Source organism: Paraburkholderia gardini, assembly GCF_907164575.1.
Taxonomy (GTDB): domain Bacteria; phylum Pseudomonadota; class Gammaproteobacteria; order Burkholderiales; family Burkholderiaceae; genus Paraburkholderia; species Paraburkholderia gardini.
In genome coordinates this window covers 17273-39903 of the sequence record NZ_CAJQYY010000011.1, presented here as the reverse complement: position 1 = coordinate 39903, position 22631 = coordinate 17273, and the positions used below count along the sequence as shown (strand labels likewise).

Annotated in this window: 20 protein-coding genes and 4 pseudogenes; 15 read left to right on the top strand and 9 right to left on the bottom strand. The window is 60.2% G+C overall.

Annotated elements, in window-relative coordinates:
• Positions 1–15 precede the first annotated feature (15 nt).
• The 3 genes from LPA34_RS11055 to LPA34_RS11045 all read left to right on the top strand — a co-directional run bounded on the left by LPA34_RS11055 (position 16) and on the right by LPA34_RS11045 (position 2087).
• Positions 16–360 (top strand): cupin domain-containing protein, encoded by a 345-nt coding sequence (locus tag LPA34_RS11055; protein WP_228977952.1) that lies wholly within the window; start codon positions 16–18, stop codon positions 358–360.
• An 857-nt stretch (positions 361–1217) separates the two neighbouring features.
• Positions 1218–1565 carry a hypothetical protein gene (locus LPA34_RS11050; RefSeq protein WP_228977951.1) on the top strand — a complete coding sequence of 116 codons (348 nt, stop codon included), beginning with the start codon at positions 1218–1220 and terminating at the stop codon, positions 1563–1565.
• A gap of 3 nt (positions 1566–1568) precedes the next feature.
• Positions 1569–2087, top strand: a complete 519-nt coding sequence (locus tag LPA34_RS11045; RefSeq protein WP_228977949.1) for a hypothetical protein — start codon at positions 1569–1571, stop codon at positions 2085–2087.
• A gap of 242 nt (positions 2088–2329) precedes the next feature.
• On the opposite strand, the gene LPA34_RS11040 is transcribed toward LPA34_RS11045, so the two are convergent.
• The 5 genes and pseudogenes from LPA34_RS11040 to LPA34_RS11020 all read right to left on the bottom strand — a co-directional run.
• Positions 2330–2971 (bottom strand): tyrosine-type recombinase/integrase, encoded by a 642-nt coding sequence (locus tag LPA34_RS11040; RefSeq protein ID WP_228977947.1) that lies wholly within the window; start codon positions 2969–2971, stop codon positions 2330–2332.
• Between the two features lie 107 nt (positions 2972–3078).
• A pseudogene (locus LPA34_RS11035) lies at positions 3079–3338 on the bottom strand (site-specific integrase); the annotation flags it as partial.
• 191 nt (positions 3339–3529) lie between these two features.
• Entirely contained in the window at positions 3530–3814 is a 285-nt protein-coding gene (locus LPA34_RS11030) for a hypothetical protein (RefSeq protein WP_228977946.1), read from the bottom strand.
• 33 nt (positions 3815–3847) lie between these two features.
• Positions 3848–4936 (bottom strand): IS630 family transposase, encoded by a 1089-nt coding sequence (locus LPA34_RS11025; RefSeq protein ID WP_228977943.1) that lies wholly within the window; start codon positions 4934–4936, stop codon positions 3848–3850.
• Positions 4937–5017: 81 nt separating this feature from the next.
• Positions 5018–5230 (bottom strand): annotated as a pseudogene (locus LPA34_RS11020) (hypothetical protein); the annotation flags it as partial.
• A 1911-nt stretch (positions 5231–7141) separates the two neighbouring features.
• On the opposite strand from LPA34_RS11020, the gene LPA34_RS11015 reads away from it, so the two are divergent.
• The 8 genes from LPA34_RS11015 (at position 7142) to LPA34_RS10980 (ending at position 15299) form a co-directional block, all read left to right on the top strand.
• Positions 7142–8155 (top strand): ABC transporter substrate-binding protein, encoded by a 1014-nt coding sequence (locus tag LPA34_RS11015; protein WP_200567990.1) that lies wholly within the window; start codon positions 7142–7144, stop codon positions 8153–8155.
• 99 nt (positions 8156–8254) lie between these two features.
• A complete protein-coding gene (locus tag LPA34_RS11010; protein WP_211617431.1) occupies positions 8255–9052 on the top strand; it encodes an ABC transporter ATP-binding protein in 798 nt (265 codons plus the stop codon).
• Positions 9053–9091: 39 nt separating this feature from the next.
• Complete coding sequence (locus tag LPA34_RS11005) at positions 9092–9952, top strand: ABC transporter permease (protein ID WP_228977941.1); 861 nt, start codon at positions 9092–9094, stop codon at positions 9950–9952.
• Between the two features lie 425 nt (positions 9953–10377).
• Positions 10378–11052 carry a response regulator gene (locus LPA34_RS11000; protein ID WP_228977939.1) on the top strand — a complete coding sequence of 225 codons (675 nt, stop codon included), beginning with the start codon at positions 10378–10380 and terminating at the stop codon, positions 11050–11052.
• 193 nt (positions 11053–11245) lie between these two features.
• Positions 11246–12376 (top strand): porin, encoded by a 1131-nt coding sequence (locus LPA34_RS10995; RefSeq protein ID WP_324251726.1) that lies wholly within the window; start codon positions 11246–11248, stop codon positions 12374–12376.
• A gap of 114 nt (positions 12377–12490) precedes the next feature.
• Positions 12491–14116 carry a methyl-accepting chemotaxis protein gene (locus LPA34_RS10990; protein WP_228977934.1) on the top strand — a complete coding sequence of 542 codons (1626 nt, stop codon included), beginning with the start codon at positions 12491–12493 and terminating at the stop codon, positions 14114–14116.
• The gene (locus LPA34_RS10985; protein WP_228977932.1) at positions 14113–14451 is read left to right on the top strand and encodes a DUF3579 domain-containing protein; all 339 of its coding nucleotides are present in this window, start codon (positions 14113–14115) and stop codon (positions 14449–14451) included. The genes LPA34_RS10990 and LPA34_RS10985 overlap by 4 nt, the downstream gene beginning before the upstream one ends.
• A 545-nt stretch (positions 14452–14996) precedes the next feature.
• The gene (locus tag LPA34_RS10980) at positions 14997–15299 is read left to right on the top strand and encodes a hypothetical protein (RefSeq protein ID WP_228977931.1); all 303 of its coding nucleotides are present in this window, start codon (positions 14997–14999) and stop codon (positions 15297–15299) included.
• A 1064-nt stretch (positions 15300–16363) separates the two neighbouring features.
• Here LPA34_RS10980 and LPA34_RS10975 read toward each other — a convergent pair.
• Positions 16364–16852, bottom strand: a pseudogene (locus LPA34_RS10975) (PDC sensor domain-containing protein); the annotation flags it as partial.
• Positions 16853–17380: 528 nt separating this feature from the next.
• Here LPA34_RS10975 and LPA34_RS10970 point away from each other — a divergent pair.
• The gene (locus LPA34_RS10970) at positions 17381–17722 is read left to right on the top strand and encodes a response regulator (RefSeq protein ID WP_228977928.1); all 342 of its coding nucleotides are present in this window, start codon (positions 17381–17383) and stop codon (positions 17720–17722) included.
• A 145-nt stretch (positions 17723–17867) separates the two neighbouring features.
• Here LPA34_RS10970 and LPA34_RS10965 read toward each other — a convergent pair.
• Positions 17868–18464: pseudogene (locus LPA34_RS10965) on the bottom strand (NO-inducible flavohemoprotein); the annotation flags it as partial.
• Here LPA34_RS10965 and LPA34_RS10960 point away from each other — a divergent pair.
• A complete protein-coding gene (locus LPA34_RS10960; RefSeq protein ID WP_324251728.1) occupies positions 18438–18755 on the top strand; it encodes a S8 family serine peptidase in 318 nt (105 codons plus the stop codon). The pseudogene LPA34_RS10965 and the gene LPA34_RS10960 sit on opposite strands and share 27 nt — an antisense overlap.
• A 28-nt stretch (positions 18756–18783) precedes the next feature.
• Here LPA34_RS10960 and LPA34_RS10955 read toward each other — a convergent pair whose 3' ends face one another.
• Both LPA34_RS10955 and LPA34_RS10950 read right to left on the bottom strand, forming a co-directional pair.
• Positions 18784–19074 (bottom strand): hypothetical protein, encoded by a 291-nt coding sequence (locus LPA34_RS10955; RefSeq protein ID WP_228977924.1) that lies wholly within the window; start codon positions 19072–19074, stop codon positions 18784–18786.
• Positions 19075–19219: 145 nt separating this feature from the next.
• The gene (locus LPA34_RS10950) at positions 19220–20152 is read right to left on the bottom strand and encodes a LysR family transcriptional regulator (protein ID WP_228977922.1); all 933 of its coding nucleotides are present in this window, start codon (positions 20150–20152) and stop codon (positions 19220–19222) included.
• A gap of 354 nt (positions 20153–20506) precedes the next feature.
• Between LPA34_RS10950 and LPA34_RS10945 the strand changes: the two genes are divergently transcribed.
• Both LPA34_RS10945 and LPA34_RS10940 read left to right on the top strand, forming a co-directional pair.
• Complete coding sequence (locus tag LPA34_RS10945; RefSeq protein ID WP_228977921.1) at positions 20507–21277, top strand: putative hydro-lyase; 771 nt, start codon at positions 20507–20509, stop codon at positions 21275–21277.
• Positions 21278–21309: 32 nt separating this feature from the next.
• On the top strand, positions 21310–22617 hold the full coding sequence (locus LPA34_RS10940) for an MFS transporter (RefSeq protein ID WP_228977919.1): 1308 nt from the start codon (positions 21310–21312) through the stop codon (positions 22615–22617).
• Positions 22618–22631 lie beyond the last annotated feature (14 nt).

The window sequence follows — 22631 nt, the reverse complement described above, 5'->3', positions numbered from 1 at the left end:
AAAGGTAACGTACGAATGAAGGTTCAACACATCAAGCAAAGCGTGAGCCTGCAGAACCTGGAGAACTGGGGTACGGCGGGTCTGCCCGGCACGACGCCGATTCAGGTATCGGGCGTGCAGCGCGTGATCAAGGGCAGCGAAGCCATCGACACCGGCATTTTCGAATGTACCGCGGGCACGTACCGTCGCTCGGTGAAGCAAGCCGAGGTGATGCACTTCCTCGCCGGGCGCGGACGCTTCACGCCCGATAGCGAAGAGACCGTCCATTTCGCCAGCGGCGACACACTCTTCTTTGAGGCCAATACGGAAGGGCTGTGGGAGGTCGAGGAAACCATGCGCAAGGTGTATGTGATCTTCTAACGGGCCCCGGCGCTCGTCCTCCCTTCCGCCCTGTCCGGCGTCCTCCCGGCGCATGACATGCGCCGCGGCATCCACAGCAGTGTTGGGTTATTCGTAGGCGTTGCATGACGGCCGTTTTTGACTCTGTCTTTAACGGTTTGAATCTTACCTGGCGTTGAAGGCAGTGTTGTTTGGCTAACCACGTGCTCAACGGATTAGCGAAGTCGATCCACAAAGGGAATATCAAGATCGATCGACTCAGGGGAAAAAATCCATTTCAGAGGGGAAGTGGGCGATCTGCTGAAAGTTGGAAAAACTGCTGGGGTAAGTGGTTGTTGCAGACAAAACCCATGGAGGCGATGTGGCGACGGCTGAACCCCTGCCATCGAGGAATCAGCACACCATGTCGGATATCAGGATCCCCTGTGCGCCCGTGAATCGTACGCGAAGTCCTGATTGAATGTGCAGCACCATGCCTCCGAAACGTACGGGCGAAAAGAGTCCTCCTCGGTGAATTGAGGAATACTCTTTGAATCGCGGAAATTTCTGGTGCTTCCGAAAAGGCTGGAAACCTCTGGTGGGCCGGGTCGGAGTCGAACCGACGATGTCCTTTCGGGGGCGGATTGCGAGTCCTTCCTGACGCATCACTATAGTCGATCAATGCCTTATAAAACAATAGCTTGGCTTTCAATACATTACTTCAAGGCGACTTAGCGTCACATTGCGGTTGAACCTTCGTTGAACCTTTCCTGCGACGGTTCCTTTCGCGTGCGTGAGCTCCCCGAACTAGGTGCCTCCAAGCGGCCCACTTACACACAATCATGTGAATCACACAAATATGTGTTAAACTTTATCCATATTCGAAGGAGAACGCCAACATGGCCGAAACCGTCAACTTCACAGGCGCCGTCGATCGCGATCTGCTCAGGCGCGCCAAGATTCTTGCGGCGAAATCGGACACGTCGGTCAACGCGCTGTTTAACGCCGAGCTCCGTTATCTCGTCGAGACGTTCGAAGCTGCCGAAGCAGGCGGCAATCAGAATTTCCGCACCCTGCTCGATTTTTCGCTTGGTCGGATCGACGACCGCCAGGCGATGCAGGCGCTCGGCATCGACAGCGACGAAGACCTGTTCCTGCTGATGGCTCAGGCCCATCTGCCAATGCCTCGCCTGCCGGAAGCCAGTACGCGCAGCATGCTTGACGACCTCAATGCGTTGCGCAGTTAGCCCATGGCGAGTACCTCCGTCACCTTGCTTCCTGATGCAGGCCCCCTGATTACGCTCGCCTATGCTGATGCACTTGATCTACTGCTGAAATCGGGCTGGTCAGTCGCGCTGGTCGACATGGTGCTGCACGAGGTCACGCGCAACGAGACACCGACAAGCGAGCGGATCGCCGCATGGGCACGCGACAGCAGCATCCCTGTTCTGGAAACGTCCATCTATCACCGATACATGCAGCCGGGAACTGTCTCGCCCGTCCGGAAGGCCAATCTTGGCGAACTCGCCATACAGGAAGCGATGAGTGGCTTCGGCCTTGCTGCAGATCAGACTGGCGTCTTTCTGTTTGAGGACTACAAGATCGCGCGCGCCAGTTTCCTGTTACCGGAGAACTGTCGCAAAGTCTCCACCCGCGCATTCCTGGCGTTTATGGAGGGGCAGGGTTTGATTGACTCGGCAGCCGAGATCGAACGGCGCGCGATCCTAGCGGGACGGCAATTCTCGCAGATCCGTTTTCCGCCGGAATAAGACGAAGCCCGCCACATGGGTAGCCAGTTCAAGTGCGCATTGCAATCGCACTGACTTTCCCCGCGAGGCAATTGCACGACGGTCGCGCCCACAGCGGACCCAAAATCAGGCATCGACAATCCCGCCGAAAGCTATGTCAACGTATCCGTCGTCTGACCGACAACGGATATCGAACGTCCCTGGCTGAATGAGCGTTCACCGCAACGACCGTTCGCCCGGACCTGGAAGTGACCCCTCCATCCCTACTGACGAACCTGGAACACGCCAAGACCACTATCCCGGTCGGCAACAGTCTCCTTGCGCCTGTCATGTGACGGCACCCGCGATCCCGCTAGAGTTGAGGTGCGCGCCGCACTCTTTCGGCTCCTTGTCGGACGCACGTCGTGACGCCCCCTCATCTTCCGAGTAGCCACCCCGTTCAGTCGCGCCAACGGATTCAGGTGACGCGTCTCTGCAAGGTGCTCGGGCGAAAGGTACGCGTAGCGCATCGTCATGGCCAGGCTATGGTGCCCCAGCGCGCGCTGCAAGGAGAGGATGCTCCCGCCATTCATCATGAAGTGGCTTGCAAAGGTGTGACGCAGCACATGGGTGAGCTGCCCCTTCGGCAACGTCAGTCCCGCTCGCCGCACGCCGTCACGAAAAGCCAACATTGCAGGCCCGAAGACCCGTTCGTTTTCCCCGTGCCTGCGGTGATGGTCACGCCACTCCCTCTCAAGCTGTCGGTCGATCGGAACTCCACGCGCCTTGCTCGATTTTGTTCTGACAAACTGGATCAGGCCACCATTGATCTGCGAATGCCGCAATCCCTCCGCTTCGCCCCAGCGCGCGCCGGTCGCAAGGCATACCTTTGCCACCAACGTGACGTGTTTGTTACGGCAGGTCACCAGCGCAGAAAGGAGAAGGTTGATCTGTTTAAGTGTCAGGTACGCCAGTTCGTTATCCTGAATCTTGAAGGCACGAATCCAATTGGAAAATTACTTGGCATCGGTATTGTACTTGAGAGAGCGTGGGTGCCGTAGGCAGTGTCGGCGACACCGATTGATCTTATCTCCCGATGGACGATCCGTGCGTACTGACGGTCGAAAGATGGGGCGACGCGTGAATCCGCCCCGGGAAGGGAACAGGAAGTCTGACGGAGTCAGCGCTGCTGCCGTGATCCAGGCTTCCGCTCTATCTCGGGTTAGGTCGGTGTTTTCGAACTGAACCGGCCCGTTGCGTCTTCTGCTGCATGACCGTTGCGCGCGAAGCAAGCTTCGGGCGACGATCCCTTCATGGCCACCTGTTGTCCTGCGAAGGGACTCCCCAGTCCGACGCGATCCCGCAGCCCTGCCGCCAGGTGGACAGCACGCATGCGGACCGGAACGCTACTCGGCGTCAATTGCGCGTTTCATGCGCACCCGCTAGCGGGGCATCAGCGCACAGCGAGAAGGTTTCCCGCCCTTTCAGGGCACGACCTCGCACACGCCCCAGCGCGTATCCAGAATCGCGCCCGCCGGCGCAGCAGGCTCGCCCACTGATCGTGCGCGAAAGGTCACCGTATCACCTTTGCTGTGCGTAAAAGGTCCAATCTCGACCACGACCAGCTCATATTCCCGAAGCCGGATGCGCGATCCGGTAAACGCGCTGGTACGCGAACGTGCGGATACCGGAGCACGCTTCTGCGGCGCGACATCCCGGACATGCATGCTCAAACCCGCGAGCAGTTCAACATCAGCTGGCAAAGGCATGGGTCATCACCGTTTATTTTCCAGTCCGACATACTAATGTCCCGAGTTAGAAATTCGTAGACAAAATCGCTTGACACTGGCGAGGATGTCGTCGGCCGATTTGGTCCAGTTGAAAGGTCTCGGATCAGTGTTGTTGATCTGGATGTATTGGCGAATAGCCTGTTCGAGTTCCCGGGTGGAGCGATGAGTGCCACGGCGGATGTATGTCTCGCTGAGCGTGGCAAACCATCGTTCGACCTGGTTAATCCACGAAGCAGAGGTCGGGGTGAAATGCGCATGGAAACGCGGATGGCGAGCCAGCCAGGTATTGATCGAGGAGGTCTTGTGCGTACCGTAGTTGTCCATCACCAGATGCACGTCCAGTTGGGGTGGCACGTTGGCCTCGATGGTGCGCAGGAACTGCAGGAATTCACTGCTGCGATGACGTCGATGCAGTTCGCCAATGACTTCCCCCGTGGAGATGTCCAGCGCCGCGAACAGTGTGGTTGTGCCGTGGCGCATATAGTCGTGGGTGCGCCGCTCAGGGATGCCCGGGGCCAGCGGCAGCATAGGCTGGGTGCGGTCCAGCGCCTGGATCTGGCTCTTCTCGTCCACGCACAACACCATGGCCTTGAGCGGCGGGTCCAGATACAGCCCAACGATATCGCGCACCTTGTCCACAAACAATGGATCGCTGGAGAGCTTGAAGGTTCCCTGCCGGTGTGGCTGAAGCCCGAAGGCACGCCATATCCGCGTCACGGCCGTCTGCGACAGCCCCATCTCGCGGGCCATTGTGCGCGTGCTCCAGTGGGTCGCTCCCGTGGGCACGGACTCAAGCGTGCGTGCAATGAGCGCGTCTACCTGGGAGTCCTCGATCGTCCTCGGTGCTCCCGGGCGCGGTGCATCGAGCAACCCGTCCACGCGGTGATTGATGAATCGCGAACGCCACTTCGAAACCGTATGCGAGGTAACACGCTGTCTTGTCGCGACCGTCCTGTTGTCGATGCCCTCGGCGCAGGCCAGCACAATGCGTGCGCGCAACGCCAGCGCCTGCGCGGTCTTGCGCCGCATTGTCAGCGCCGTGAGCTGTTCGCGTTCCGCTTCACTCAAGACCAGTGGCGCCTTCGGTCTTCCTCTCATCATCGCCTCGCTTATTTGCGAACCCTGCAACCCAGGTTAGTACACAACGCAAATAAGGCAATGTATTTTTAACTCGGGACACTAGGACATGACGGACTCAATCGCCGCGAACGCGTCGCCGTTGCTCTCTTTGGCCGCCAGCAACGCATGGCCGATTTTCCAGTATTGTCGCACCTTGTCGTTGATTAATTTTCCGGACTGCTGGAACTGGTTTTGATGTTTCTTCTTCGCAAAATTGAAGAGCTTGCCGATAATGCGGCCGTGCAAATCGACGATTTCGTCGATCACCGTCGCCATTCGATCTGCCATCTACCTGCAAAGTGACGAGGTCAAGCGGGCACGTCAGATGACTCAGGCCTTCGCCGCGCGATAGCCTCGGAGCGTCCGTCAGACGGAAGCTCCGACGACCTGGCGCGCTTTGTTTTCCGAATTCTGAAGCGCCCCCCAGAAGCGGGGCTGGACCGCGAGTTGCTGCGCCGGCGCAGGTGGGGGCGTTGAGGTGTGTGAACTGGTTTGCGCAGATGTTTCTTTGCGGTTGACGGCCGTGGTGCATTGCAGCGAAGCGTTCCAGTGAGCGCCGGCCTTTGATCTGATCCGTGGATCCTGCTGGTGGCGTCGGCGCTCATGCGACAGATCGTCTATGGATGCGAAGCCCATCTGGACGTCATCACCCGTCACGTAGCCCATACTGCAAATTGTTCATCGTAGGGCGCCGAGTGTCTGGTGGGAAGACATTCCAGTTGCCGTTATCGTGACGAAAAAAGAAGATTACGTGCGCCGCCTGCGATCGTGAGAGTTCGACATGCACGTAGCGCCTCGATCGTGCATGACCATGTCGGACGACCAAAATGGGATACGCTGCCGTACGTCCCACCCATTTGTCGATGGCCGCACGCAACGACATTCTGACGTCGGTCATCGACACCTCCTGCGTCGATTAATGATTCGCGCTATGTACATGTCTTCCTTCACGCCCCGCTGCAAAACAGGAGCGCAGCGCCGATGATCCCCGCCAGGAAGACCCAAAAAAGAGTGCTCCCAACCCTGGCTGGACCGAAGAGCTTGCTACAAAGGAGTCCGGCACTTCCAACGCCACCGAGAAAGACCAGAAAGTCGCCGCATGCAGGAGCTGCCAAGCCAGCAGGAGTGGGCGCGCATTGCCCAAACACGCATGCCTTCAACATCAGACCGCCAAGACAGACACACACGAGGGCCGCAAGTGGCCACCGCTCCATTTCGGTATCTTTCATCGCTGCTTCCACAGATGATGCGAATTGCAGGCCTGCGCCACGCAGTGATTCCGACGCTACGCAACACATCGCCGGGACGTAGCATCCGTCCACCCACTGTTCCTCCGCTGCTGCCGCATGGTTGATAAACCTCTGGCAACGCATATGGGGTGACGCCGCATTTTAAATGCGCGGCGCTTTCTGGATGATTGAAGCCGATTATAGAAACCGGACACCTTCTGCAAGCTTTCTGTGCCGCCGCCAAATCATGGGTGTTAACCCGCTACCCTGCTGCATCCGCAACGACGGGTGCTGGCTGTTACGTCGACGGGTTAGTAACGCAACAGGGAAGCGCACGCCTCTGGAGCGCAGATCTCACGCATCAAGCGATGCATCGGTGAAAAAGTGTCGACACAAAAACTCGGGTCTCAGGAGCGTGAAGGCGTCGTCATCGCCAACACGGTAAACATGCGGAATTCATTTGTCAGACCCGTTTCCGTTAAAAATGCATAGTTATGTCCGCAGCGGCGGCAGTTCCCACCCTTCCGAACAGAGCCGGACGACTCAACGTCAGTCGACCCCCGTGCGACGGCTCATTGAGGTTGCCTGACTGGGGAGCACGGAGCACGTCCGCTTCACGCCAGGAGACGGTAAGTCGCCGAGTCGCTGTTTGCCATCGGTTTCGATCCGCGCTTTGAGCCTCTGACCTACCCGGAACGTGACAACGCGCCGCGCTGCAATGAGCGTTGTTTAGCCAGTTTTCGGACGGCGACGGGGACGCTGTCGTTTGTTGCGTCCTTGAAAGTCATCGAAGCAGGAAGGGACGTTTTTGAATAGCAACGCGTCTGGCCCTCATGGAAATCCCGTATGAAAAACCCATCCCCGTGTAAGTCGGCAGAAGGATTCGTTCCCCTAGAATTGCCTCCATCGATGCAGACGGGCGGCATTCCGCCGCGCCGGACAATAATGGAGACTATCGATGACCCCTAGCTTTCGCACGTTGCGCCAGATCGCCATTGCTTCCAGCCTGCTGTTCGGCCTTGCGTCGCAGCACGCGACCGCCGCCGACAGCGGGAAGATCACGATCATGGTCGGCGGCATCACGAAGCTGATCTACCTGCCCGCGCGCCTGACCGAACAGCTAGGCTATTTCAAGGACGAAGGACTTGACGTCGAACTGCTGTCGCAGCCGGCCGGCGTTGATGCGGAAAACGAACTGCTCGCGGGCGCGGTCCAGGCTGTCGTCGGCTTCTATGACCATACGATCGATCTGCAAACCAAAGGCAAGGACGTCAAGGCGATTGTCGTGTTCGGACAGGTGCCGGGTGAAGTGGAAATGGTTTCGACCAAGGCCGCCGACACAGTCAAATCGATGGCCGACGTGAAGGGCAAGACGCTTGGCGTCACCGGTCTCGGATCATCAACCAGTTTTCTCACGCAATACCTCGCCGGCCAGCACGGCATCCAGTCGACGGAATACACAATGCTGCCGGTCGGCGCTGACGCCAGCTTCATCGCGGCGATCAAGCAGAGCCGTATCGACGCGGGCATGACGACGGAGCCCACCGTGTCCGCATTGCTGAAGTCCGGTGACGCCAAGGTGCTGGTCGACATGCGCTCGGTCGAAGGCACGAAGGCGGCGTTGGGCGGCACCTACCCGGCGTCGAGCCTCTATGTGCAGGCGGCATGGGCCGATTCGCACAAGGCTGAAGCAGCGAAGCTCGCGCACGCGTTCGTTCGCACGATGCAGTTCATCCACACGCATAGCGCGGAAGAAATCGCCGCAAAGATGCCGGACGACTATCAGAAGGACAAGCCGCTTTACGTGAGTGCGCTGAAGGCTTCGCTGCCGATGTTCACGACGGATGGCAAGATGCCGGCCGATGGACCGACGACTGTGCTCAAGGTGTTGTCGGCCTTCAATCCGTCGGTCAAGGGCAAGCATATTGAGCTGGCGAAAACCTACACCAACGAGTTCGTTGGCGCGAAATAAGTCAGCGCCTGCCGGTTGCGTCTACGTGCCTGACGTAACCGGTTTCGTTACGCTTCCGGTGCCGCGTTCGCGGTACCGGCCACTTCCACGGATGTACAGATGAACCAAGTTGTTTCCCAGGACGCCCCGGTGATCGAGTTCCGCTCGGTCTCATGCCGTTTCATTTCTCCGGACGGCAAGGCGACGATTGCGTTGCGCGACTTCAGCATGGCGGTCGCGAAGGGCGAGTTCGTCGCCATCGTCGGACCGACCGGTTGCGGCAAGTCGACCACGCTCAGCATGATTACCGGGCTCCTGAAGCCGACGACCGGTGAAGTGCGCGTGATGGGCGCGCCGGTAGACGGCATCGATCCACGCATCGGCTTCGTGTTCCAGGCCGATGCGGTCTTCCCGTGGCGATCCGTGCTCGATAACGTCGCGGCGGGGCCGCTGTATCGTGGCCGCTCGAAATCAGCCGCGCACGACGAGGCCAATGAATGGCTGCGTCGCGTCGGGCTCGAAAAGTTCGGTAAGCACTATCCACATCAGTTGTCGGGCGGGATGCGCAAGCGCGTCGCGCTCGCACAGACCTTCATCAACAAACCGGAAATTCTGCTGATGGACGAGCCGTTCTCGGCGCTCGACATGCAGACCCGCACGTTGATGCAGGACGAACTGCTGCAGCTGTGGTCGGCGAATTCGGGGTCGGTAGTGTTCGTCACGCACGATCTGGAAGAAGCGATCGCGCTGGCTGATCGTGTGTTCGTGTTGAGCGCGCGACCCGCGACGTTGAAGAAGGTCTATGAGATCGATCTGCCGCGCCCGCGGATCACGTCGGAAGTTCGCTACGAGCCGCGCTTCATCGAAATTTCGCGCGATATCTGGCATGACCTGCGCGAAGAAGTGCAGATCGCCTGACGTGGATCGCCTGATAAACCTGACTTCGGAACAACATTCATGGCAACTTCTGAATACGCATTGCAGGCGGGCTTCGATAGCGCGTCGCTGGCAACAGTTGAAAAAATCGCACAATGCAGGCTGCGCCAGCGGCATGCTCTGATCATCGCGCTGAGGGTACTGGTGCTGGTCGTCGTGCTGGGTGGATGGGAAATGGGCGGACGGTATAAATGGATCGATCCGTTCTTTTTCTCGATGCCCTCGGCGATCTTTGCGCAGATCGTGGACTGGTTCGTGAACGGCACCTCGCAGGGCCCGCTGCTGCAGCAGGTCTGGGTCACGCTCGAAGAAACCGGTATCGGCTTTCTCATCGGTGCGGTCGGTGGCATTGTCTGTGGCGTCGTGCTGGGTCGCAACAAGCTGCTCTCCGACGTGTTCAGCATTTACATCCAGATCGCCAACTCGATTCCGCGCGTGGTGCTGGGGTCGGTGTTCGTGATCGCGCTTGGTTTGGGCATGGCCTCGAAAGTCGCGCTGGCCGTCGTGATGGTGTTCTTCGTCGTGTTCGGCAATGCATTCCAGGGCGTGCGTGAAGCCGACCGCTACATGATTGCGAATGCGCAGATCCTCGGTGCCTCGAAACGTCAGTTGACCACGTCAGTGGTGATTCCATCAGCGCTGTCATGGATTCTGGCGAGCCTGCACGTGAGCTTCGGTTTCGCGCTGGTCGGTGCGGTAGTTGGCGAGTTCCTCGGTTCGAAGCAGGGTATCGGCCTGCTGATCTCGACGGCGCAAGGCGCATTCAATGCGAGTGGCGTGTTCGCTGCCATGATCGTGCTCGCGGTGGTCGCGCTCACGGCCGACTATCTGCTTACCGCACTGGAGAAGCGTCTGCTGAAGTGGCGGCCTGCGGCATTCTGATCGTCACGATGCAGGGATGATTGTCGCTGGATTCAGGGAGCAGAACGGCACGACGCCGCAGACCGCCGGTCTGGTGAAGCACATCGCCTTGTTGTTGGCGTGAACTTCGGATGACGATACCGACGCAGACGAGGACCTGCTGTCCCTGACGAGTTCGCTGCCGTGCCGAAAACATGCGGGTCGCCTTCGGGTGGCCAGGTCATGAGGTGCGTTGTGAACAGCGGTCCGGGTATTCCAGCAGAGGCGCGCGAAGGTTCGATCGCACTCCTCGCGGCGCGACAGATGTCCGGCACACCGGACCCGGGTCAACAAATGTCCACGGGTTTGCCCGCTCTCATTCGGGCACGGTGGGCCAGTACAGAAAGTTGAACATATTGGTCCCCGCCACGATCGGCGTGCGCGCGTCGCGCGATTGAGGAAAAGCGATGAAGCTGCTGCTCGTGGAAGACAATGCGGAACTCGCGCAATGGATTGTCAATCTGCTGCGCGCTGAAAACTTCGTGGTCGATTGCGTGGGCGACGGAGAAAGCGCGGATAGAGTGCTGCGGACTCAATGCTACGACGCGGTCCTGCTTGACATCCAGCTGCCACGGATGGACGGCAAGGAGGTACTGGCACGATTGCGCCGCCGCGGCGACCAGGTGCCGGTGTTGATGCTGACGGCCAACGGCTCGACAGACGACAAGGTCGACTGTTTTAGCGCGGGCGCCGACGACTATGTCGTCAAGCCATTCGATGCACGCGAACTGGTGGCGCGGATCAAGGCGCTGATCCGCAGGCAGGCAGACGCCATGTCGGACTGTCTTGTTTGTGGCGATCTGCAGTACATACCCGACACACGTGATTTCTGTCATCACAACCAGCCGCTGGCACTTCGACCTCGTGAGCACACCATCCTCGAAGCCCTGATGCTGAGACAGGGGAAAACAGTCTCGAAGACAGCCCTGATGGAAAGCGCGTTCAGTGTCGACGACGAGCTGAGCGCGGATGCGATCGACATCTATATTCACCGTTTGCGAAGGCGCCTGGCCTCGTCCAGTGCACAGATCATCACATTGCGTGGACTTGGCTACATTTTGCGCAGCAGGGATGCGGCGTAGCGGGTGCCAAATCAGCACTGTATATCAGTAAATGCACTTAGTTGTACGAATGATACGGGAAAGCTGCATGAAGGATTGAGGTCACTAGGATGGCGCTCATTGGCTAAACGAGACCGTCATCCGGATGTCCGGACCGCAGTTGCAGCCGGCAATCAGAAAAAAAATTTCAACGTAGTAATCAGAGGAGATGACCTTGAAGCAAAAGTATCTAACCCTGGCCGCCGTGGCAGGCGCCATGGCGTCGAGCGGCGCGCACGCCCAGTCGAGCGTGCAACTCTATGGCCTCATCGATTTGAGTGCCCTCGCCTACACGACGAATGCCAACGCAGCCGGCAAGCACGTGATCGGCATGGGCCACGACGGCGAGCCGTGGTTCAGCGGCAGCCGCTGGGGTGTGCATGGCGCCGAGGACATCGGTGGCGGCAACAAGATCATTTTCAAGTTGGAGAGCGAATTCGTCGCCGCTAACGGCCAGATGGAAGATCCGGGTCAGCTCTTCGACCGTGATTCCTGGGTCGGCATCCAGAACCCCACGATCGGCGAGGTGACGGCCGGTTTCCAGGACACCGTTGCGAAGGACTTCTCGGGACTTTACGCCGACCCGTACACCAGCGCGGTGTTCTCGCCGAAAGAAGGCGCCTACACCAACTCCAACAACTTCAAGCAAATGGTTTTCTACGCGGCTGGCCCGACTGGCACGCGTTCGGAGAACGGCATCCAGTGGCGCAAGCTCTTTAGCAACGGCATCTATGCGGCCGCCGGCTACCAGTTCAGTAACTCGACGCAGTTCGCCAACGGCTCGGGCTATCAGGCCGTACTCGGCTGGAATGTTGGGCCGGCCTCCATCGGCGGCTTCTACGGCCATACGAACAACGGCGGCTTCACCGATCAGACGTACTCGGTGGGGGGTGACTATCGTTTCGGCATCGGCCGTGTCAACGCCGGCTACTTCCATTACACGGGCAAGCAGGGCGCGTTGCCGGATCGGGAGGACAATGCGTGGACGGTGTCGTTCAAGCTCGCACCAAAGGGGCCGTTCGACTATGAACTCGGCTATCAGCAGATGCATGTGAAGAACGCCGCCTACAACAGCGACGGCTACATTCCGAACGCCAACTCCGGCGCGTTCGACACGACGGCCACGGCGGTTCACAACGGCTACAAGGAAACGGTGTACGCGTCGGCTTTCTACCACCTCTCGAAGCGCACAGAGGTGTATCTGGCTGCCGACTACATGAAATTGCATGGCGGCTATACGGTCTCGACAACGTTTGGTCACAACAACCAGCTCGAAGTGGCCACGGGTGTCCGTACACGTTTCTGATCCAGGCATCAGCTGCTCGCAGTAGATCTTTTTGATCGATTTCCTCCAATTTGCGGCGGCGGATTTATCCGTCTGCCGCATTTTTTTCTGCTCAGCGGGTCGAGGAAGACAGCCATGTTCAGAAATACCACTATCCGGTTTGCGCTGACCGTCACCATCGCCGGTTATACAGCAGCGCTGCTGCTCGTGATCGTAACGTCGATCGCGGGACTCAAAGCGGCCAACACGGCGCTCGACAGGATGTACCGCGAGGAAACGGCGTCGCTGCGACATCTGACCGCCAGCAGCGACGCGCTTCTGCAGGTACGCGTCGATCTCGGTGCGTACGAAACGCTCGTCGCGCAGGGCAAACCGACTGACGCAGTGCTCGCCCGTGTGCATGCCGAGCAGACCAGCAGCGATTTGGAACTGGCTGGTTATGCGGCGCAACCGCCTTCGAATGAGGTCGAAAGGAAGCTGGCCGACGCGCTGCGGGCGAAGCGCGATCAATTGATGAAGCAGGCACTTGCGCCTGAAATTGCGGCGCTCGACCAGAACGATTTCATGTCTTTTCGCACGACGCAGCGTCAGGCACCTGACACTCTTTTCAGTGATTACCGGAGCGCCGAGCTCGCGCTGGAGGATTTTCAGGCAGAGCAGCAAAAGGCGAGTTTCGCGTCAGCGCAACGGCATTTTCATATGCTGCTCTGGCTCTTCGGCGCGATCGGATCCGCTGCGATCGTACTGGGCCTGTTCGCACGTTTCGCGTTGACGGCGTCGATCGTGCGGCCCATTGATCGGGCAATTCATCATTTCGAGCGCATCGCGGCTGGAGATCTGACAAGCGCGATCGAAAAACTGCGCGCCAACGAGATGGGCCGGTTGATGGCTGCGCTTGCGCGAATGCAGGCGGGGCTTGCTGCCGCCGTGGGGCAGGTGCGACACGGGACGGCGGCGATCACGCACGGCGCGCGCGAAATCGCGAGTGGCAATGGCGATCTGTCGACCCGTACCGAACAGCAGGCAGCGACTTTGGAGGAGACCGCATCGAGCATGGAAGAGTTGACTGCGACCGTCCGGCAAAACGCCGACAACGCGCGGCAGGCCAGCGCGCTCGCCGAAAACGCGTCGGAAGTCGCGGCCCGCGGGGGTGACGTTGTCGGTCAGGTTGTCGATGTGATCGCGGACATGTCGTCGAGTTCAAACCGGATTGTCGACATCATTGGCGCGATCGAGGGTATCGCGTTCCAGACCAATATCCTCGCGCTGAATGCAGCAGTTGAAGCTGCGCGCGCGGGCGAGGAAGGGCGTGGATTCGCAGTGGTCGCAGGCGAGGTCCGCGCGCTCGCGCAACGGTCGGCCGCGGCAGCGAAGGAAATCAGGGAGCTGATCGGCGATTCGGTTGCGAAAGTGAAGAACGGTGCCGACCTGGCGGCTCGCGCTGGCGACACAATGACTGAAATCGTCGCAGCGGCCTGCAACGTTACCGCCATCGTCAGCGAAATCAGTGTGGCCTCGGAAGAACAGTCGCGCGGCATCGATCAGATCAATCGCGCCGTGACGCAGATGGATAACGCGACCCAGCAGAACGCCGCACTGGTCGAGCAGGCTGCTGCGGCGGCGGCGTCTCTTGAAGAACAGGCGCGCGCGCTCGACCATGCGGTGGCCGTGTTCCGGCTGGCTGAAACAGACAAGCCGTCCGCCATTGAACCCGGAAGGCCGAACTGGATGGCGTCCGGGCCATCGACCGTAGACGCATGACGGTAGCCGACAGAAGCGAACACTATCTGATCTGTGGCCTCACGCACCACCGGACAGTCTTCCGGCCCGGCGACTGGGCCGAGCGTCTGATGGGCGTCATCATCCTGTTCGTCGGGGAGCGTCGGCCCGGCATTCATATTGCCTCGACGCGCCTCGCCATGCCTGTTGTCGATAAGGGCGTGAAATGCCTGATTGTGTCCGGTGAACTCCGGAGCGTTTGTCCGGAAGCCTTTGACTTCGTTGTCAGGTTTGCCGAAGACAATGATCTGCCGGTTGAGGTTCGCTTCTCGTCCGGCGAGAGGGCTCGTTGGTCGGGTCCGGCCCCGGTCGACTGATTCACGCCCTACCGGTGCGACGCGGCCCCGCGTGGGACGGGCAACCGGTCGAACCGGCCGCAGCGCGACCCGCCGGAGCAACTGGAGGTCCAACCCATAGTCGGGCCAGAAGCCAAGAGGTGCGCCACGAGCCCTCAAGGGCAATGTGGCGCGTTTGCGCCGTTTTCCTCGCGTGCAGTTTTTTGCTCGTTCTCGCCAGACATGATGCGGTTGCGGACCCGGTCAATTCGTTGGATGTTACGCGCAGCGCCTGGAGCAACGTCGCGCTCGATCCCGGCGTGCGGTTCTTGGAGAGTAAGCTTTTTTGTTCTAGCCGTTCTCTTCTCGCTGCCCGTTGTCACCGCGTCACGGTCATTTGCGATCTGATTATTGACATCGGCTGCAATGTTTCCGATTAATTCGGTGCATCGATATAACCCTGGCGCTTGTGACAGGAATTCGCGATCAGCCTGATCACCCCCTTGTAGAACGGCCTTTTCCCAAACGGCCCGAACGGCCCTCGTGGGAACGGGTCAAACGATCATGTAGTTTTGAGGGAGAGGAAAGTGAATGATCCTGCAAAGCTTGTCGTGCTGGTTGCAGTGACTGTTTGCAGCACTGCCTGCCTCGCCGCGCAGCCCGACTACACGTACGAGACAACCGTACGTCTGCCCGACGGTAAAACGGCGCAGTGTGCCGTGAATGAGCCTGCGGATGCCGCGCGCGTCACAAGCACGACGCTCGACCTGAGCGATCAGCGCAAGGCTGAGGTGCTCGCCACTCAGCGCCTGCGCGTGTTGAGCGGCCCCAAATCGGAATACCCGTCCCCCTATACGGCGCCCGTCGTGAGGTGCGAGCTTGTCAACTGAGCATCGGGGCTGTCGTACTTTCCGTGCGAATCTGGCGGTTGGTTTCGAAAGATCGATATTGATCAATAGCCTGCGCACCCTCCGATTGCGCACAAGTCGCACAGCCGCCGAGCCTTGCTGCAAGCGGGTCTGCGTCTGACTACCGCCAGATTCCGCACCAATCTAACGTTTCCCCCAGCCGGACCACTGTGCCGCTATTTGCACACAGTTGCCGCGTTCGTTGCTGGAACTGGAGGAGATAGCTGAATACGGCTTGAACTGACTGCGGAACTTGCATCACCGCCGTTCACCCCGCGGACACGTCCTGGACCTGTCGAACCGCAGCGGACTGGCCATTCAGGTCAGTTGATCCCGCCGGATCACCATCCGTAAAACGGGGTCACGTTTCGACCGTCCCTTCCGATCCGACTGTTCCCGGGTCAGTCCGCTTGGCACCTGCCTCTGACTACCCAAGCAGCACTCGTGACAACGTCCCCCCTTGCGTGACTGAAGCAACCGACCGCCCACCTTATGGTCTGGGCCTGGCATCCGGTTTGGCGCATCTCATCTAACGCGGTTTTTAACAGTTCACATATGTTTGCGCCTGCGGAACTGGCCTCGCGCCTCACACCGCGCGGCGGCTCCGCAGTGTCGATCCTCCGTGTCGCCGGGGTGAGCCGTCAGTCAAGAGGCACCACGTTGTCTTCAGAACATCACAGCCGACCCGTACCGGTTATGCATGTCTGAATAGGCAACCGCCGGTCGTACAGCAGGCCGCGGCACTTGTGACCGTTCGCACGAACGCAGAGCGCGGCGAAACAGGAACGAGCTTTACCGTCTACTACGTGCCGCTCGATGCGCGGCTGACGGCGGCACGTGTCGCATCACGAAAGGGATGAATACCCTGGATTCGCGTCTCCGTACAACAAAGCGCATTTCCGGAAAAGAGAGTTTCAGGATATGCCGTATCTCGAAAGCATCGGCCGCTGTCAAATGACGAGGACGAGTAACAAGGAACCCTTCATGATGATTCGACACTTCATCTGCGCACTGCTCGGCGTCGTCACTTTCTGGTCGGCCGACGGCATGGCTGCGCAACCCGAGCCGCCCCGCAGTCGGGAGGCGTACGGATCGCTGATATAGAGGCCGACGTTCGGGCTATCCCGCTGGACGGTGAAATACCGGCGATCGGCAAAGTTGTCCTTACGTGGAATATCGCCGCCCGAATCAATGACGATATTGCCCGACGCATCCAGCACCAGCATCGAGCCAAGGTATTTCGCGGTCGCGGCACGGTCAAACAGCATCTGCCGCCGCATACGGGGCGGCAAAGCCAGTATGTCAGGATCGCGCATGCCGTCGACGACCGCCTGCAGGGACAGCGCGTACAACTCGAAATTGCGCTCGATGTCCCGCTCGGCAATCAGGGCAAGATTGCGCGAGGTTTCGCGGGCGCGATCCATCGCATCGAGTCGGCTCTGGTACAGCACTGTCGCGCACAGCGAAACCATGACCAGTGCGATGAAAATCCCGCCCCAGATAATCGCCTGGGGCGCGAGGCGGGCGCGCCACAAGCGGCCAGCCCAAGGCGGAAGCGCCCGGTTGTTTTTGGTCACGGTCTCCACCCTATCTCCAGCTCTCCAGAAAAATCCGGCCACAGTGCGCCACGCCTGCCGGTGCCGAAGTCTCTTTCCGGAATCAGGCATGCCTGGTTCGGCGGCAGGAAGCGCCGGAAATTTTACCGCTTCATCAACGCCTTATCGGCAATTCGTCCGTTTTCTTGATCCAGATCACGCAGCAAGGCATTTCTTTTTCAGGAAAACGTAGAAAATCAGGATTCACATCAGACAGAAATTTTTGCCGGTGTCGTAAGCGCACATATACTACGACGTGCCTGATGAACATTTATGCCTCCATCGGACCTGCCCCCTGGCGGGCCACGGCACACACCGTTGGAGAGATCCATGAGCGTCAGCGCAATCACCGACGGACCGCTGCAGGCGTCCGGCTCGTCACGGGCGTTCGCACGTCCTGTTTCTCGCGCTGCCCTGCGCTTCACGTGCGCAGACGGTGCTCCCGTTCATGCGTGATCCGGAGGCTCCATGAAAGTGCTGCTTGTCGACGACCATCGTGACACGGTAGACGTGCTCGCCGGGATCGTTGCCGACCTCGGTCACCAGCCGCTCATTGCGTATACCGGACGCGAGGCGCTGGAAGTCGCCGAGCGCGAAGCACCTGATCTGATCTTTCTGGACATCTCACTCACGGACATGGATGGCGTTCAGGTCTGTCGCGCCATGCGGGCGCGATGCGCGCTGCGATACAGCCGGATCGTCGCGCTCACCGGCTTTGTCGAATTCGACCGTAGTGAAGAGCCCATGCCCTTCGACGCGCGGCTGATCAAGCCGGTCTCATTCGACGTGTTCGAGCACTTCCTGCGCTAGTTCCGCAGACGGGCACTGAGCAACCGTGACATCCCGCAATCCCGGGTCACGGCTACGCCGCGCTTCTGGCTAAGCCAGATATCCGCGCACCTCCGAGGGGCGTCCTTTAAAAAGCCCTTACGAAGCACCCAGACGGGCGCGACTCTCACTCTTCGAACAGATCCGGACCGAAGACCTCGTAATGGATCCGCGTCTCCGGGACATCCATCGCGCGCAATGCATCATGCTGCAACCGCATGAATGGAATAGGGCCGCAGATGTAGTAGTCCGCATTGGGCAGCAGAATCAGTTCGCCCAGCTCATGGAGATCGATGAAGCCGGCGCGGTCATAGTCCTGGCCAGCTATATCGCCCGGCAGCGGGTTTTCGTAGTAGACCACCGCCCTGAAGTTCCCGTAGGTCGCCGCGGTTTGCCGAAGCCTGTCGCGCATTGCATGGACCGCACCATTTCGTGCGCCATGCACGAATACCACCTGTCTCTGCGGGTCCTGAATCGCGCGCCTGAGCCTGCTGACCATCGGTGTCAGACCGACCCCGCCGCTGATCAGGACGATCGGCGTCTTCGCGTTCACGTCGATATGGAACGTGCCGTATGGCGCGGCGAGTCTGACTTCGTCACCGGCGTTCACATGCTCGTGAAGCAGCGAGGACACATAGCCCGGCGGCCTTGAAGCGTCGCCGTCCTCGCGTTTAACAGAAATGCGGTAGCTGCGCCCATTTGGCATGTCCGACAGACTGTACTCTGGCGGTCGCGCGGCAGGGAGACGGGTTTATCGTACGCGCCGGGCCGTGACATCCTGACGCTCACGCCAGGAGGACATTATGACTTTGTCACGGGCTCGTCGTTCGCGGCGGCGAACGTGACCGGCACCATCGCGTTGCTGCTCGGCTTGCAGCCGGATCTGGACGCACATTCGATCGAAGCGCTGCTCGATCAGACGAGTGGTCCGAGCCGGCAGCATGTTCGGGTCATCAATGCCTGCCGCGCGTTAGATGCGCTTCATCACCCCGGCGTCGCCGACAACACCCCTTGAACGGCAACGCCGCGATGCGGCCAGAGGGTTAATCCGTGCGAAGGCGCTCTTCGCGCAAGCGCTCGGCACGTAGACGTTCGGCACGCAATCGGTCTGAACGCAACCGATCGGCACGCAACCGCTCGGACCGCAGACGTTCATCACGCAGTTGCTCCTCTCGGTGACGTTCGGCCCGCACATCGTCGTCATGGGTGCCGACTCGCAACAAGCCCGGGCAGCCGTCAGCCGTTAGACAAGGCCGCGAAAAGGCTGTCGCGGATGCGAGCAGCAGTGCGCAAGCCACGCCTGCGGACAGGTTGAATGAACGCAGCAGCAACATTGCGACTCCCGTCACGGTTGAAAAATCCCATCCTCGTACTGATGGCCCGTCTGCGTCGCGCAATTAGCGAACCGGGTCGGCGCAAGACGAACCGCTTTTTTCACCGCGCGAAAACGAAGCTGCCGTTGCGGCTCGATCGAAGCGATCAGAGCGCCTCGATCAGATCCTTGCGCCGCGTCTGGCAATACGCCGAGCACGCAAGCTGTGCGGCATTCGCGGCCGCATGAATCATCGGGCTCGCGTCCAACGGCTTGCAAATCGACACGATGATCGGCGGCGGCACCGGTTTGAGCGGCAACTCGATGAATTCGCCGCTTTGCAGGGCCTCCGCGACGAACAGGCCGGGAATCGCGGCGACGCCGTAGCCGTCGCGCACCAACTGAACGATCGCGGCCACCGAAGGTGAACAGGTGATGCGCGTTTGCCCGGGTGGCATGCCGAGTTGCTGCGCGAGCGCATGAACGATGCTTTCGAGCGTGACTTGCGGCGCCGTGCCGCGCCCAAAGGTCAGCACCGGACGCTCCAGTACACGCAGCGCGAGTCCTTGGGCGCGCCTGGATAACAAGCCCCGTTTCGCGATCCACCGAACCGGATAACTGGCAATCGCGCTCGAGACGACCTTCGTACTGTCGATGCCCTCGACCCGGATCACGAGGTCTAGATCGCCGCTCAAAAGACGCCGTTGCAGCACCGAACTGGAATCGACGGTCAGGTCCACTTCGAGCCGCGGAAAGCTGGCATTCAACTGCGTGACGTAGTGCGCGAGCCAGCTATGCACGACGGTCTCGATAACGCCCAGGCGCAGCTTGCCGCCCACCACGACTTCCTGGCCGGCCGCCTCCCGCAAGGCGCGCGCGGCATTGACGACGTTTTTCGCGGGCCCGAGCAGATTCTGGCCCGAGGGCGTCAGCCGGAAGCCCGTGGTCGAGCGGTCGACGAGTTCCGTCTTGAGCTCGTCCTCCAATGAGCGGATCCGCAGCGAAATCGTCGCCGGTGTGGCGTGCAGCACGCGCGCCGTCGCCCGAAAGCTTTCGAGCTGGACGAGCGTCACGAAGGTTTCGAGAAAGCGCGTGTTCATGAGTAGGTCTGAAGATCGGTGGATTTTTATCGTTTCTGGCTTGCAGTATGCCTTAACAAAAAGCGCCATCCACACCAAACGGGCCACTTTTCTGGCCGGTATCGAGAACCCATGACGGATACTCGCCGCGCATCGGAACTGCTTGGCATCGTCCAGCCGGAATGCCCGCCTGTCATTGCATCCGGGGTGCCCTGCGAGGGTTTGCCTCGATACACGACCAGCCATCAGCTACGTAAAAACCCGGATAAAACTGTTAGGAAAACCTGAACGGCGGCGGCACGAATTACTCGCTGGCGCAGCAATTTTGTAGGCTCTAATCTGCACTTCATCGCACTCACGAACGGAATCGCCGTCATGTCGCACGCCTTTCGCCAGCAAGTTCGCAGCAAAGAATTTTCAGGGCCCACAGCCGGGTATTGCGGCGACTTCGCGCAGGCCAACCTCGCGATTCTGCCGAGCGCCTACGCCGAGGACTTCATGCGCTTCTGCCTGAGCAATCCAAAAGCCTGCCCGCTGCTCGGCGTCGGTCAACCCGGGCAATTCGATCTGCCGATGCTGGGCCGCGACCTCGATATCCGCACCGATGTCCCCGCCTACAACGTCTACCGCGACGGCGTGTTGTGCGAGCAGCCCGCCGATATCCGCGAAGTATGGCGCGACGATCTGGTCGTTTTCGCGATCGGCTGCTCATTCTCGTTCGAGCAGATGCTCGCGCGTGAACGCATTCCGCTGCGCCACGTCGACGAAGGCGTCAACGTGCCGATGTACCGCACCAACGTTGCGAATCAGGCAGCGGGCCGGTTCGGCGGCCGGCTCGTGGTCTCCATGCGGCCGATGAGCGGCGCCCACGCGATTCGCGCCGTGCAGATCACGAGCCGGTTTCCGGCGGTGCATGGCGCGCCGGTGCATATCGGTAATCCCGCCGTGCTCGGCATCGAAGATCTGTCGAGCCCGGATTTTGGCGATCCCGTATCGATCCATGCACACGAGCTGCCGGTTTTCTGGGCCTGCGGCGTGACGCCTCAAAGCGCCATTGAAAGCGCACGGCTGCCGTTCGCGATCGCGCACCGTCCCGGCCACATGCTGGTCACCGACATCCCCAACGCATCGCTCGCGGTGTTCTGACGCACGGTTTAGCGGCATCACAGGAGAAACGCATGAATACGGAAGCGCAATACGCAAGCACACCCGCCGAACACGGAATGACTGACACGACTGCGAGCCCCGGCATGTTCGGCTGGTACCGGCACACCAGCGCGAGCGAGCGGCGGGCATTCTGGAGCTGCAAGCTCGGCTACGCGCTCGATGCGATGGACACGCAATTCCTGAGCTTCGTGATTCCGACGCTGATCGCGACGTGGAGCCTCAGCAAGGGCGAAGCCGGCTTGATCGGCACGGTCACGCTGTTGACTTCGGCGCTCGGCGGCTGGGTCGCGGGCATCCTTTCCGACCGCATCGGCCGGGTCAAGACGCTGCAGATCACGATTGTCTGGTTTGCCTTTTTCACGCTGCTGTGCGCGTTCGCGCAGAACTACAGCCAGCTTCTGATCGCGCGCGGTTTGATGGGCTTCGGCTTCGGTGGCGAATGGACCGCGGGTGCCGTGCTGATCGGCGAGGTGATCCGGCCGCGCGACCGCGGCAAGGCGGTCGGCATGGTGCAGGCGGGCTGGGCGATCGGCTGGGCGGCATCTGCGGGACTCTATACGCTGGTGTTTTCGCTGCTGCCCGGCGATATCGCATGGCGCGCGTTGTTCGCGCTCGGTGTCTTGCCCGCGCCGTTTGTGATCTTCCTTCGCCGCTTCGTCGAGGAACCGGAAGTCCATCTGCAACAGAAGCAGCGTGACGCCGAAGCCGGCAACACGAGTTCGTTCTTCGAGATCTTCGGCCCCGGCGTCTGGACGACCACACTGCGCACCGCGATCCTCGCCACCGGCACGCAAGGCGGCTACTACGCGATCACCACCTGGCTGCCCACCTACCTCAAGACCGAACAGCACCTCAGCGTGGTCGGCACGGGCGGCTATCTCGCGGTCATCATCGCCGGTTCGTATGCGGGCTACCTGTGCGGCGCTTTTCTCAGCGACCGCTTTGGCCGCAAGCTGAACTTCATCGCGTTTTCGATTGCGTCGATGGTGATCGCTCTCGTCTATACCCGCGTGCCGATGAGCAACGCGCTGCTGCTCGTGCTCGGGTTCCCGCTCGGCTTCTTCGCCTCCGGCATCTTCGCTGGGATGGGCGCGTTCATGACCGAACTCTTCCCCACGCGGATTCGCGGCTCCGGTCAGGGCTTTTGCTACAACTTCGGCCGCGCGGTCGGCGCGACCTTCCCGTTTCTGATCGGCTTCGTCGCGCAAAAAATGGCGCTCGGAATCGCGATCGGCACCTTCGCCGCGGCCGCCTACGGCGTCGTCATTCTGGCGGCGCTGACGCTGCCCGAGACGCGCGGCGCGCAACTCGAATCGTAAGCACCCCATCATTA

Bases quoted from the DNA above. Each gene is read 5' to 3' on its own strand.
- LPA34_RS11055 (WP_228977952.1), top strand. From the start codon at position 16: ATGAAGGTTCAACACATCAAGCAAAGCGTGAGCCTGCAGAACCTGGAG.
- LPA34_RS11050 (WP_228977951.1), top strand. From the start codon at position 1,218: ATGGCCGAAACCGTCAACTTCACAGGCGCCGTCGATCGCGATCTGCTC.
- LPA34_RS11045 (WP_228977949.1), top strand. From the start codon at position 1,569: ATGGCGAGTACCTCCGTCACCTTGCTTCCTGATGCAGGCCCCCTGATT.
- LPA34_RS11030 (WP_228977946.1), bottom strand. From the start codon at position 3,814: ATGCCTTTGCCAGCTGATGTTGAACTGCTCGCGGGTTTGAGCATGCAT.
- LPA34_RS11025 (WP_228977943.1), bottom strand. From the start codon at position 4,936: ATGATGAGAGGAAGACCGAAGGCGCCACTGGTCTTGAGTGAAGCGGAA.
- LPA34_RS11015 (WP_200567990.1), top strand. From the start codon at position 7,142: ATGACCCCTAGCTTTCGCACGTTGCGCCAGATCGCCATTGCTTCCAGC.
- LPA34_RS11010 (WP_211617431.1), top strand. From the start codon at position 8,255: ATGAACCAAGTTGTTTCCCAGGACGCCCCGGTGATCGAGTTCCGCTCG.
- LPA34_RS11005 (WP_228977941.1), top strand. From the start codon at position 9,092: ATGGCAACTTCTGAATACGCATTGCAGGCGGGCTTCGATAGCGCGTCG.
- LPA34_RS11000 (WP_228977939.1), top strand. From the start codon at position 10,378: ATGAAGCTGCTGCTCGTGGAAGACAATGCGGAACTCGCGCAATGGATT.
- LPA34_RS10990 (WP_228977934.1), top strand. From the start codon at position 12,491: ATGTTCAGAAATACCACTATCCGGTTTGCGCTGACCGTCACCATCGCC.
- LPA34_RS10985 (WP_228977932.1), top strand. From the start codon at position 14,113: ATGACGGTAGCCGACAGAAGCGAACACTATCTGATCTGTGGCCTCACG.
- LPA34_RS10970 (WP_228977928.1), top strand. From the start codon at position 17,381: ATGAAAGTGCTGCTTGTCGACGACCATCGTGACACGGTAGACGTGCTC.
- LPA34_RS10955 (WP_228977924.1), bottom strand. From the start codon at position 19,074: ATGTTGCTGCTGCGTTCATTCAACCTGTCCGCAGGCGTGGCTTGCGCA.
- LPA34_RS10950 (WP_228977922.1), bottom strand. From the start codon at position 20,152: ATGAACACGCGCTTTCTCGAAACCTTCGTGACGCTCGTCCAGCTCGAA.
- LPA34_RS10945 (WP_228977921.1), top strand. From the start codon at position 20,507: ATGTCGCACGCCTTTCGCCAGCAAGTTCGCAGCAAAGAATTTTCAGGG.
- LPA34_RS10940 (WP_228977919.1), top strand. From the start codon at position 21,310: ATGAATACGGAAGCGCAATACGCAAGCACACCCGCCGAACACGGAATG.